The 12435-nt window shown below is 30.4% G+C and carries 9 protein-coding genes and 1 pseudogene; 7 read left to right on the top strand and 3 right to left on the bottom strand.

The features are described 5' to 3' along the window. From C6H18_RS09650 to C6H18_RS07525, 7 genes and pseudogenes are all read left to right on the top strand, one after another. A pseudogene (locus C6H18_RS09650) lies at nt 1-303 on the top strand (hypothetical protein); the annotation flags it as partial. Beyond that, nucleotides 303-2309, top strand: coding sequence for a glycosyltransferase family 29 protein (locus C6H18_RS07550; RefSeq protein WP_104722500.1), 2007 nt, complete (start codon nt 303-305; stop codon nt 2307-2309). The pseudogene C6H18_RS09650 and the gene C6H18_RS07550, both read left to right, overlap by 1 nt. Continuing rightward, nucleotides 2303-2998, top strand: a complete 696-nt coding sequence (locus tag C6H18_RS07545; RefSeq protein WP_104722499.1) for a hypothetical protein — start codon at nt 2303-2305, stop codon at nt 2996-2998. The genes C6H18_RS07550 and C6H18_RS07545 overlap by 7 nt, the downstream gene beginning before the upstream one ends. Continuing rightward, the gene (locus C6H18_RS07540) at nt 2998-4407 is read left to right on the top strand and encodes a glycosyltransferase family 4 protein (RefSeq protein ID WP_104722498.1); all 1410 of its coding nucleotides are present in this window, start codon (nt 2998-3000) and stop codon (nt 4405-4407) included. Before C6H18_RS07545 ends, C6H18_RS07540 begins: the two co-directional genes overlap by 1 nt. Then, nucleotides 4404-5108, top strand: a complete 705-nt coding sequence (locus C6H18_RS07535; RefSeq protein WP_104722497.1) for an acyltransferase — start codon at nt 4404-4406, stop codon at nt 5106-5108. Before C6H18_RS07540 ends, C6H18_RS07535 begins: the two co-directional genes overlap by 4 nt. A 16-nt stretch (nt 5109-5124) precedes the next feature. Then, nucleotides 5125-6747 (top strand): glycosyltransferase family 2 protein, encoded by a 1623-nt coding sequence (locus C6H18_RS07530; protein WP_104722496.1) that lies wholly within the window; start codon nt 5125-5127, stop codon nt 6745-6747. Between the two features lie 254 nt (nt 6748-7001). Beyond that, on the top strand, nt 7002-7547 hold the full coding sequence (locus C6H18_RS07525) for a hypothetical protein (protein WP_104722495.1): 546 nt from the start codon (nt 7002-7004) through the stop codon (nt 7545-7547). A gap of 17 nt (nt 7548-7564) precedes the next feature. On the opposite strand, the gene nuoN is transcribed toward C6H18_RS07525, so the two are convergent. From nuoN to nuoL, 3 genes are read right to left on the bottom strand one after another with little or no spacing between them, the layout of a single operon-like run. Beyond that, nucleotides 7565-9043, bottom strand: a complete 1479-nt coding sequence (gene nuoN / locus C6H18_RS07520) for an NADH-quinone oxidoreductase subunit NuoN (RefSeq protein ID WP_104722494.1) — start codon at nt 9041-9043, stop codon at nt 7565-7567. Continuing rightward, entirely contained in the window at nt 9027-10589 is a 1563-nt protein-coding gene (locus C6H18_RS07515; RefSeq protein WP_104722493.1) for an NADH-quinone oxidoreductase subunit M, read from the bottom strand. The genes nuoN and C6H18_RS07515 overlap by 17 nt, the downstream gene beginning before the upstream one ends. Nucleotides 10590-10599: 10 nt before the next feature. After that, a complete protein-coding gene (gene nuoL, locus C6H18_RS07510; protein WP_104722492.1) occupies nt 10600-12435 on the bottom strand; it encodes an NADH-quinone oxidoreductase subunit L in 1836 nt (611 codons plus the stop codon).

Here is a 12435-nt window from a genome sequence, read left to right as displayed (position 1 = left end):
CTCTCCTATAAACTTGGAAACCAAATCATCAACACCAAAAGTTTTTCACAATTTTTAATGTTGCCCTTTAGGATTCAAAAACTCCTAAAAACTCACAAGCAAGATTCCCAATTATTAAATTTGGATAATTTTAGTGATTATTATGAATCCCTAAGGGTTCAAAAACATTTATCTTATCATATAGGTTTGATCCTTTTGAAGGCTTATCAAAATTGGCATAAAGGGGAAGTATTGTTGTTGCCATTTAAGTCTTATTGGATTTATAAGGATTTTAAAAAAGATAGTATAAGGAGAAAGCATTAATGGAAAAAGTAGCTGTTTCTATTATAGTGCCTTGTTATAATGTAGAAGATTATGTTATACGTTGTTTAAGAAGTCTCAAGCAGCAAAGTTTGCAAAGTATAGAAATTCTTATTATCAATGATGGTTCGACAGATAATACGGCTTTAGAAATACAAAAGTTTTTAAAAGAAAATCAAGATCAAAGATTTTTGTATTTTTCGCAAGAAAATGGTGGTTATGGTTGTGCTGTAAATTTAGGCATTAAGCATTCAAAAGGGGAATATTTTGCCGTATGTGAACCTGATGACTATGTTGATGAGGATTATTATGCCATACTTTATAAAGTAGCTAAAGATAAGGGTTATAAAGTTGTTTGCTATAATGCTTATATAGAAAATAGAGAGTATTATTCGCAACTTTGCCTTAGTTCTTATACCAACCAAAATTTAAATGGTGAAATTACAACACAGGATTTGCAAAACCGATTTTTGAATACAAACACAGCCATAGTGCTGTGTTTGTATTCAAAAGGTTTTGTTGAAGATATGGGCATTGACTTGCCCCAAACCTGCAAAGTTTATCAAGATGTGCCTTTTGTAGCAAAAATTTTTTCAACTTGCGATAAAATAGGTTTAGTTATTGGCGCAAAATATTATTACACAAGAGGTAGAGCCGAACAAAGTGTAGCAAATCCTATAAGATTTACAGAATTAATCCCTGCTATTGAAGATTTGCTTGAATTTGTTGAGGAAAAAGAAGAAAAACTTAGAATTGATAAAAAATATCTTTATGGTTATTCTTTAGGGCATTTACTTCATCGCTATAAGATGGCTCAAATGATGGATGCTAAAGATGCTTTAGAAAAAATATCTACATTTTTAGAAACTTTTTTAAACGCAAAAGAAAGCATTGCCAATCTTGCTATAAAAAATTCTTTAGAAGAGTGTGGTTTTAATACAGGCAAAATTGATGTAGAAATTCCACAAAAACAAGAAAACAATTTTTGGACTTTAACAGGTATTCGTTCTTTTTGTCTTAATGCAAGCTATGAAGAGATTTTATCCTTTTTCTCTTATGAGCTTTTGCTTTTTCAAAATTTGAATTTTGAACGCAGATGCTTGGGTAAATTAGAATTTGAATTAGACTATTTTATGAATATCCCACAAATGCGTTTTAATTCCCAAGTTGTAGAAGTTTTATTAAAACTGCTCCATAGTTATGATGGTAATACTCTATGTTTTACCTACCCAAAACTTCTTGCTTATATGTCTATAATTTTGAAAAAAAGTTTAAAGAATGAACTTACAACCCCCATTCTAAAACTTAGGGGTGATGCTATGGAGGTTTTAGAAAATTTTTATGATGAGACAGCCATTAATTTGCCTCAAACTCCTTTTATCCAACTCAATAAAAAATTGGCTTCTCTAAGAGATGATAATGAAGAAAAATTTCTAAATTATATAGAAAATAAAAAAATTATGGTTGTTGGAAACTCACCTGTGGAACTTGGAAAAAGCAAAGGAAAAATGATTGATTCTTTTGATGTGGTAATAAGATTTAATAATTTTGCAACTCAAGGATTTGAAAAAGATTATGGAAGTCAAACAAATATTTGGGCTATATCTCCAAATTTTGCAAGTCTTTATCAAAGGAAAATAACAAAATTTGATTTTATTATTAGCAATGATTCTACGCAAATTATATCTCGTATGAACAAGACTCAAATTTTAAAGCTAAATTTACTAGGTATCCCATTTTTTCAAATTGCAACTTGCGAATTTTTAGAAATAAGTAATCTTAGAACGCTTTCAATGGGGCTTATTATGATTTTGTATTTATTAAAACATAAGGATATAACCAAAGGGATTTCTTGTGTTGGTTTTGATTTAAAAGAGCAAAATGAAGGAGTGAAACATTATTTTAAAACAGATCCACACATAGGCACAAAAATTCTTTTTCATAACTGGACAAAAGAGAGAGAAATATTTGATGAGCTTATTCTAAATAAGAGGATTACATTATGCTAAAACATTGCATTATACTTCCGACTGATAGCAAACATTTTTTTAATTTTAAGTTAATAGAGCAAAACAAACTTTTGGTCAATGTTATTTTTTCACAAGAGTATATTCTTGAAGACTCGCAAACTTGCATCAGACAATTTGGACAAGAAATTATAGAAAAAAGTCAAATAAAAGATATTGAGATAAAACAAAATACGCCCTTATCTTTAAGCCAACTTGCACTTCTTGATTTTAACCAATATGATTCTTATCATTTGATAGGAGATGAAAAACAATTTTATTTTTTGGTGCAAATAATGAAAAAACTTGGTTTAGAAGAAGTAAAAATTTATTTTTCAGATACCAATAAAAAAGAAGATATTAATAAGCTAGAAAATATTTTTAGTCTTGAAAATTTAAATAATGATGAAAAAATCGATACTTATATTGCTTATGTGCTTGAAAACACAAAAGAAAAATTATCAAATTGCAAAAAATATCATATTCATACCAATGCTATGATGACTCTTGATAAAGAATGTTTTTTTGCTCTATACATAGAAGAGCAACAAATAATAAAAACTCTTTTAAAAACACCGCAAAGCCAGTTTATAAAACAAAGAAAACTTAAAAAACTTAAAGAACGTCCGTTTTTATTTTTTAAAGATTTTGTTTTAAACAGAATGCGCAAATTAAAGTGTAGGTTTTGCTAATGCTCACTCATTATATACATTGTCATCAAAAATATGATACAAATAAAGGTGGGAGTGTTGGCTATCTCTCATCTTTATTTGAAGCATTTACTTTATTTAATCAAAATCAACTTACAAAACAAGGTATAAAATGCGAATTTGTATTTCCTAGTGAAAATAAAACCAATGATTTGTTAAAAAATTGCACTGATAGCAGATTTCAATATACACAAGATTATAAAATCAAAACCGTATCCAAAAATCTTTTACAGCAAAGACAAAGATGGTTCAAAGATATTATTCCGCAAAGTGAATTTGATAAAATCAAAGCCAATGAAATAAGTTCTATTCATATCCACGGTGCTTATAACTTTTTACCTCTCTATAATGCCTTGGTAAAAAAAGGCATAGAGTCAAGGGTAGTAAAGATTTTAACCACGCATAATCCCTATCAACCCACAATGGAGGATATGTATCTTACTTGTCGGACTGTAAAGTGGCGTAATGATGACAAAAATATGTTTTTTTATTATTTAAATGAAAGGGATAAATGGGCTTTTACTTTAGCTGATTGTTTGTTTTTTCCAAGCGAAGAAAGTCTGGAAGGATACTATAAATTATGGAATGATTTTCCAAAACTTATAAAAAACAAAAAAATATATTTTTGCCCAACAGGAACAAAAACTAAAAATATTATCGAAAACAAAAATCTCCTAAGAGCTAAACTCAAAATTCCAGCTAAGGCAAAAGTTTTTTTATATCTGGGTAGATTTATTGATGTAAGGGGATATGATATTTTAATACAAGCGGCACAGAAGATTTTAACCCATAGTGATGATATTTATTTTCTTGTTGTGGGAGAGACGGGAGAAATCCCTATTCATTCCAAACAATATATTCAAATCCCATATACACAGAATCCTCAGGATTTTATCAATATGGCAGATTGTTGTTTATGTCCTAATAGAGCCTCTTTATTTGATTTGAGTATGATAGAAATTTTATCTCTTAAAAAACCATTAATTTGCTCTTATGTAGGAGGTTATAGATGGCTTGAAAATAAAACTAATGGTATGTTGTATATACAAAGTGAGAGTGTGGATTCTTTAATTGAAGCTATTAATAAATTTGTATCTTTAAGCGATAATGAGATTGGCACAATGGGTGAAAATAATTTCAAGCTTTATCAATCTCATCTGACATTAGAACAATTTGCAAACAATTATTGCGATACAATAGATAGTATTTATGGTGATTTTAAAATTAGTGAAAATATTTACTCTTTATCTTTTTGTGACAAAAATCATCTCTTTCCTCTTTCGAAACAACCCATAACCACGAATACCAAAAAAAACAAAAAGTTGAAAAAACTTCTTAGAAAACCTCATTTATTTTTTATAGATTTTTTTAAAAAAAGGTTTAAAAAATGAAAATTGATTCGGAAAATAGCCAACATTTTTCTAAAATAAAATTTTTTGGAATAAATAATGTTATTTTTCTTGATGATGAATTTCAATTTTTTGATAATATGACTATATCAATATCTGGCGATAATAACACAATAAAAATAGCCCAAGTTAAAATCACCCAAAGAGGAAAACTTAACATACACATATCTGGAAACAATAATAATATAGAAATTGGAGATGCAGTGATTATCAATCACAATATGTCATTAAGTTTCTTTGCTGGTGGTATAGGAGCGAGTGCTAATAATTGTTCAATAAAAATTTCTTCAAAAAGTTTTTTCAATGGAAATATAAGTTTAATATGTGGTGAAGAAAATACACATATATCAATAGGGGAAGATTGCCTCTTTGCCAATAATATTAAACTAACGACAACTGACAATCACTCAATTTATGATCTCTCAAATGGAGAAAGAGTGAATAAGGGAGGAGATGTGAGGATAGGCAATCATTGTTGGATATGTGAGGATGTAACTTTTCTAAATAATTCTAGTGTAGCCGATAATTGTGTCGTTGCAACAAAATCTCTCGTAACAAAACCTTTATTATCCTCATATTGTTGCTATGGAGGAATCCCTGCAATAATAATTAGAAAAAATATTAATTGGAATCGTGAAATAAGGAATTATTGGGGGGGGGGGCAAAATAAATTTGCTGCATAACCAAATAGGAGATAGAATGATAACAACCATCAACAATAATAAAAAAATTGGTGTGATTATCCCAATTTATAATGTAGAAAAATATTTAAGAGAATGTTTAGATTCGGTGGTAAATCAAACTTACACCCATTTAGTAATTGTTTTGGTTAATGATGGTTCTTCTGATTCTTCTTTTGAAATTGCCAAAGAATATGCATTGTATGATGATAGGATTATCCTTTTTAATAAAAACAATGGAGGGCAAGGCAGTGCTAGAAATGTAGGAATAAATTTTTTTAAAAAAGAATATGAATTTGAGCTTATTGATGATAAAGAGAGTTTTTATACATTTGAAGTTGAGAGTGGTGAGGACAACTTAAAAGTTATGAGAAACAAAAACGCTTTTAAAACTTTAAATTTCAAAAAATTTCAAGTTTCAGATATTGATTATTTAATGTTTTTAGATAGTGATGATTATTGGGCTTTAGATTGTGTTGAATCTTGCCTTGAAAAAATTAATGGGGTAGATTTGGTATGGTATGGAATTGGATGGTTTGGTAAATCAAGGCTTGATTTTGAATGCAATACAACAATAACTAATATAGAATGGTTGGAAAGAATGATAGAAAAAGGTATAGGTTATTTTTGGAATGCAAACTTCTTTATGGCTGATTTTAAACTTTTTAAAAATTACAAGCTACACTTTATAAATCATATTATTTTTGAAGATCATATTTTTGGCATAGAACTTTTCACAAGAGCAGAAAAAATTTATATCTTAAACAAAACCCTGTATTATTATAGAACAAGACCAAACTCTACAAGTAACCATAATAGAAAAGTTACCAAAGAACAAATATCTCCATATTTTAATTTTTTATGTGAGGATTTTAAAGATAATTATGAACAAACCAAAGCCTATTTTAAAGCTGCTAGTGTATTAATCTATGTCGAAAGATTAGTAGATTTTATACAAAAATTATCGGACAATAAATTACAATCTTTACTGAAAAAAGCCTTTTTAAAGCATTATTTAGAATGTTCGTTATTGGAATTTTCAAGAATCTATAAAGATCCTATGCATATTTCTCATACAATTTGTGTGTTCATTGATGAAGAATATGAAAACAACATCAAACCATTCTCTAAGAGTTCAAAAGGGGAAATTTTATTGTGGATTCAAAGAGTCTTGAGAGAAAAATACCACACTATTAACAATTCGCAATTACAAAATTCTATATTAAACACAAAGCTAAAAATCATTGAAATGAGAGCAAACTATGGCACTGCCTCCTCCCGCCTTAAATCTCACCTAGCTTATAAACTAGGAGAGGCAATGATTCTAAATTCTAAAAGTCTTTTAGGATATATAAGAATGCCTTATGTCTTATCTTATATTAAAGATAAACACAATAAAGAACAAAAACAATACCAAGAAAAAATAAACAAGAATCCTAAATTAAAACTTCCTCCTTTAGAATCTTATTCTGATTATAAAGAATCTTTAAAAATAAAAACAACTCTTTCTTATAAGTTAGGAGAAGCATTAATAAAAGCTTATAAACAAAACTTCTTTAAATTTCCTCTTCCCTTTATAGCAAATAATACTAATTATAATGGGGGGGGGGGGCATACTATGGTTTTATTTAATAGAATCTAAGAGGATAGTAAGAGAGTGGAGAGAGAAACACTAATTACAATACTCCCCCCTACTCTTTTGGTAAAACATTCAATCTAAAACCCTGCTTCCTACATAAAATAACCTTCTTTTAAAAATTTTATAATCTCCTCTAAAATCAGACTATACCCCAATGAAAAACCTGTCTATCGCTAGATCATTCATTCTTAATTTGTATCATTCTAGTAACAATTATGTTAAAATTAGAATTATCTACCTTTTTCGAGGAAACCACGATGAAAAAAGTATCTTTGATGGCTTTTAGTTCAATATGTTTTTTATTACTAAATGCTTGTTCGCAAAAACCAAATTTAATACTTAATGTTGATGTTAATCAATCTTGCAAAGAACCTATTGTTTCTTACCAATTTGATTATATTGCAAAAGGAGAATTCAACCATTTAGACATTCAAGAAAATACGATTAAAAACCTCTTAAAAACAGCTTTTGGAGAAAGTGGTTGTTTTAAAGAAGAGTCAATCCTTGATGATAATGTATATTCCCTAGAAGTTCTTTTTGGAAGCATTAATAACCAAACAATGCAAGGAAATTTTCTTAGTTTAAGCTCTCATAATGAAGCTATTATAGAAATTAAATTGGCTTTTCATAAACCCAATGAAACAAGAATTTTTAATGGAAAATCTACACTTGGGAACCAAAATACCAAATATCTTAGCATTGGTAAATTCACCACTTTAACTTCTCCACAAATCGAACACACATTAATAAATGCCATTAACGCATCTGTTAATGAGGCTATTAAATCCTTTAGGGGTAACTAATCCCTCTCCCTAAAGCTTTAAATAACCAATAATCCACTAACGACAAATAAAATTTTATCAACAAAAAACATAGAAACACAAACACAAAAAACAGCAATTCCAACAATAATCTTCAATGGTAAAGTGGCATTTTGCAAATAAATACTGCCATCTTGGATGATAGGCTGTTTTAAAAACATATAAACAATTAGCTTTAAATAGTAATAAGCAGCAATAGCACTATTAATAGCCATTACAATAGCCAAAAGCAAATAATCATTAGAAATAGCTGCACCTATTAAATAAATTTTTCCCCAAAATAATGAAAAGGGTGGAATACCAGCAAGAGCCAACATCAATAAGCCCATAATTACTGCTGCAAGAGGAGATAATTTTATAAGTCCCGAAAATTTTTCATAAGTATGGTCATATTGCGTATCCCATATCTGCCCTTTTGAGCGGGATATCCAAAGCATTCCAAAAATACCTAAATTTGTAAATAAAAATAAAATCCAATATAAAAACAATGCACTATAAGCCATATCATCGCCAATTAAAATAGCACTAAAAGCAAATCCAGCGTGTGAAATAGAACTATAAGCTAACATTCTTTTCACATCTTTTTGTGTTAAAGCTATAAGGTTTGGCAAAGTGATTGTAACAATAATCAAGATATAAAAGACAGAATGCACCCAAAAAACATAATCAACAAAAGAACTAAAAATCCTAATAGAAACGATTAAAGCTGCGATTTTTGGGGCAATAGACATAAAACCAGCCAAAAAAGCATTAGACCCCTCATAAACATCAGGAGTCCAAGTATGAAAAGGCACTAATGAACACTTAAAGCCAAGCGCAACAATAAAAAACGAAACACCCGCTAAGACCAAATAAAAAGGCTCATAATCGTTTTCTTGCAAAACCGCAACGATACTGCTTAAATCCAAATACCCTGTTGCGGCATATAATAACATTGCACCATAAGCAAAACAACCAGCCGATAAAGCACCCATTGTAAAATATTTAATAGCCGCCTCAAAGGCAGTTTTTCTATTGTGCATAGCAATAAGTGTATAAAGCACCAAAGAAGCTACTTCCAATCCCAAAAGAATAACAATGAGATGATCACTACTCATCATAAACTGGAATCCTGCACATAAAAACAAAAAAAGCGCATAATATTCAGGATATTCAAATTCGTGAAATTTATTATGATTAAGGGTTAAAGGAATAAACAAAATAGCGGCAGTTAATAAAATTACCTGTCCTAAAAGTGATAACCCATCAATCAAAATCAAATCAAAGAAAGCCAAAGAAAAGTCAAAGTTTAAAAATACGATATACCCTAAATCAAGTATTAAGAATAAAAGGGTGAGTATTGTATAAAGTTGCTTATTAGAATCCTTAATGCATAAATCAACGACTAAAATAATAATAGCACCTGCAACAGCAATCAACATTGGCATAATAGCAAAGAAATTTAAACTCTCTAATGAAATATTAAAAACTTCCGACATTGACTACCTCCTCTTGAATATTTGGCATATCCTGTTTTGATACCACATTTAAAAACTCCAAATTTTTTTCATCTACTATCCTTAAATGAGCGATATTCAGCATATTCTCCACTCCTTTACTAATAGGTTCTAAAAGCGGTTTAGGATAAATTCCAAGCCACAAAACAATAGCTACAAGCGGCAATAAAGCCGTTATCTCCCTCTTGTCTAAATCTTTTAGTTTAAAATTTTCTTCATTTTTTAATTCTCCATAAAAAACCCTTTTATACAAATACAGCATATAAATCGCGCCAACAATAATACTAATTCCAGCGATTCCCGAAATAATAGGAGAGATAGCAAAAAACCCTAAAAGTGATAAAAACTCTCCGACAAATCCCATAGTCAAAGGCAAACCAGCAGATGCCATCATCATAACTCCAAAAATTACTGCATAATTTGGCATAACTTTTGTCAATCCACCAAAATCACTAATAAGCTTGGTATGTCGTCTATCATAAATCACGCCAACAAGCATAAATAAAGCCCCACTAATAATCCCGTGGCTTAACATAAAAAATATAGAACCAGCAATCCCTTCGGTATTCAAAGAAAAGATTCCTATCATAATAACACCCATATGAGAAATAGAACTATAAGCAATAACTTGTTTCATATCTTCTTGAGCAAAAGCCACCATAGCTCCATAAATAACCATAATTAACGATAAAATAGCCACAGGAATAAGAAAAACTATGCTTGCATCAGGAAAAAGTGGTAGTGAAAAGCGGACGAAACCATAAGTCCCCATTTTTAACAAAACAGCCGCTAAAATAACTGAACCAATCGTAGGAGCTTGCCCGTGTGCATAAGGCAACCAAGTATGGAAAGGAAACATAGGGACTTTGACAGCCAAGCCACAAAAAAATGCTACAAATAACCAGAGTTGTAAATCTCTAGGAATACTATCTATGCTATACCATTGCAAAAGAGAAAAAGTCCATATACCCCCACTCATTTGATAGTAATAATAGGCTAGATATAAAATACCTATCAACATTATCAAAGAACCCAAAAAGGTATAAAGAAAAAACTTCACAGCAGCATAAATTCTACTTCCACTACCCCAAGCACCTATGATATACAACATAGGAATCAAAGAAAGCTCCCAAAAAATATAAAATACAATCATATCAAGTGCGCAAAAAACACCTATCATAATACTCTCTAAAAATAGCAAAGAAATAATCAGCTTTTTAACTTCATTTTTTTCATTAAGGTAAATAAAGCCAATAAGACTAATAAAGGCACTTAACACAATCAAAAATAATGAAATTCCATCAACCCCTACTAGATAATGAATACCAAAACTCTCTACTAGAGGAAAAGAGGAAACAAACTGAAAACCATCAGCCTTACTATCAAAGCTCATCCAAAGTAAAATCGCCAAAGATAATTCAATAACACTTACAATAATCGCATAAGCCTTAAGATTGCTCCTAATAACAATTGCCAACATAGCAGCCAAAAAAGGAAAGAAAATAAGTAATGTTAAAAGATGTTCCATAGTTCTCTCCTTAAGATATAAATATAAATAACAACAAAAGAATTAATCCAAAAAACATTATTCTAAGCATATGAGAAAGATTGCCACTTTGAATAATTCTTAACCTAAAACCAGCTCCATTAAGCATATAGGCGATACCATCGACGATAAAGTCAATAACTTTTTTATCAATTTGCCACCAAAAAAACTTTGAAAGCTTAATAAAGCTTTGAATAAAAATCTTTTCATACAAATAAGGGATATAATATTGATTAAATAAAAGCTTATAGATAAAAGTTTGCTCCCAATAAGGAGAAAAGCCACCTTTATAGTATTTAATAATCGCAAAAATAATTCCCGCTAACGCAACAAAAGAAGTAATATAAATAAGATTCCAGACTATTTGGCTATCAAGCTTGGCGTCAAAATCAGGTAGCGTGTGCGTAATAAAATGATGAAAAAAAGATTCAAAAAATCCACTAAAAACTGCCAATACACCAAGCGGCAACATTGCATAAAGCATATAAGAATAAGCCTCGTGAGGATGTTCTTGGTGTTTTTTCTCCCCAAAGAAAACAAGCATAATCAATCTAAAGCTGTAAAATGCGGTTAAAAATGCTCCCAAAAGCAACATTCCCCAAAGTATATAAGCCTCACTTCCAAAAGCTACTTCTAAGATTTTATCTTTAGAGAAAAATCCAGAGAAAGGATAAATACCAGCTAGTGCAATCGAGGCTAATATCATCAAAATTGCTGTATATTTCAAAGGCTGATATAAAGCCCCCATTTTGCTAATATCTAATTTATCATTCATAGCGTGCATAACATTCCCAGCACCCAAAAACAACAAAGATTTAAAAAATGCGTGGGTTGCTAAATGAAAAAGTGCTATCCAATAAGCCTCTAAACCAGCTGCTACGAACATATATCCTAGCTGTGAAAGCGTAGAATAAGCAATAATCCTTTTTAAATCACGATTAACCAAAGCCATACTTGCTGCAAATACTGCAACAAAGGCTCCCAAAGAAGCAATCGCAAATCCAATCTCTGGTATCATTAGATAAAGAGGGCTTGCTCTAATCACTAAATAAACCCCAGCTGTTACCATAGTGGCTGCGTGAATAAGTGCTGAAACAGGAGTTGGACCTTCCATTGCATCAGCTAACCAAGTATGCAAGGGAAATTGAGCACTTTTTCCCATAGCTCCTACGAATAATAAAATACCAATAGCACTCAAGATTCCCTTAGGTGCTTCATAAATATTATTAAACACTTCTTCATAGGTTAAACTTCCAAAAGTCCAATATATCAAAAATATTCCAAGCAACATTCCCAAATCAGCTATACGATTCATAATAAAAGCTTCATTAGCAGCAAAAGTTGCGCTATCCCTTTGATACCAAAATCCAATCAACATCCAAGAACATAGCCCAACACCTTCCCAACCGATAAATAGACCAGCAAAATTATCACTAACCACCAAAATAAGCATAGAAAACACAAAAGCACTTAAATAAATAAAGAAGCGATTAAAACTTTCATCGTGCTTCATATAGCCTATTGCATAAATATGCACACACAAAGAAACTAAGGTTACAACTATCATCATTGTAGCAGTTACACCATCAACTAAAAAACCAAAGGGAATATAAAGCCCTCCTGCACCAATCCAGTCCATTAACACGGATTTCAAGATTCCATTTTGAAATGTATAAACAAAGAGGAATAAAGAGCAGAAAAAAGAAACGCCAATCATTAAAGAAGCAAAAATAGCAACACTTAAAACTTTTTCTCTTGTAGCAAAGGGGATCCCAAAAACCGAACCAATCAATGGAGCAAATAAAGCACTATATAAAAAAGCTTCCAT

The sequence above is a fragment of the Helicobacter mesocricetorum genome (genome assembly GCF_900198605.1).
GTDB lineage: Bacteria > Campylobacterota > Campylobacteria > Campylobacterales > Helicobacteraceae > Helicobacter_D > Helicobacter_D mesocricetorum.
This window is presented reverse-complemented; position numbering and strand designations above follow the sequence as displayed.